The 367-nt window shown below is 67.0% G+C and carries 1 protein-coding gene; it reads left to right on the plus strand.

Going from position 1 to position 367, the window contains the following annotated elements:
• Window positions 1-367, plus strand: a 367-nt coding sequence (locus tag HMPREF2971_RS09270) for a biotin/lipoyl-containing protein (protein ID WP_305793958.1), incomplete at both ends; no start/stop codon positions are given.

Raw genomic sequence — 367 nt, forward strand, 5'->3', positions numbered from 1 at the left:
TGACACCGAGGTTCCCTCCCCCGTAGCAGGTACCCTGCTCGAGATCCGCATCCCCGAGGATGAGGACGCAGAGGTTGGCCAGGTTCTGGCTATCATCGGCGACGCTGCTGCTGCAGCTGCTCCCGCTGCTCCGGCTCCGGTTGCTGAGGCTCCCGCAGCTCCCGCTCCGGTTGCTGAGGCTCCGGCTGCTCCCGCAGCACCCGCCGCTGCTCCGGCTGCTCCCGCAGCTGCTGCTGCAGGCATCGAGGTCGTACTGCCCGCACTGGGCGAGTCCGTCACCGAGGGCACCGTTACCCGCTGGCTGAAGGAAGTTGGCGAGCAGGTTGAGGTTGACGAGCCCCTGGTTGAGGTTTCCACCGACAAGGTT

It is taken from the genome of Rothia sp. HMSC066G07 (genome assembly GCF_001814485.1).
Classification (GTDB): domain Bacteria; phylum Actinomycetota; class Actinomycetes; order Actinomycetales; family Micrococcaceae; genus Rothia.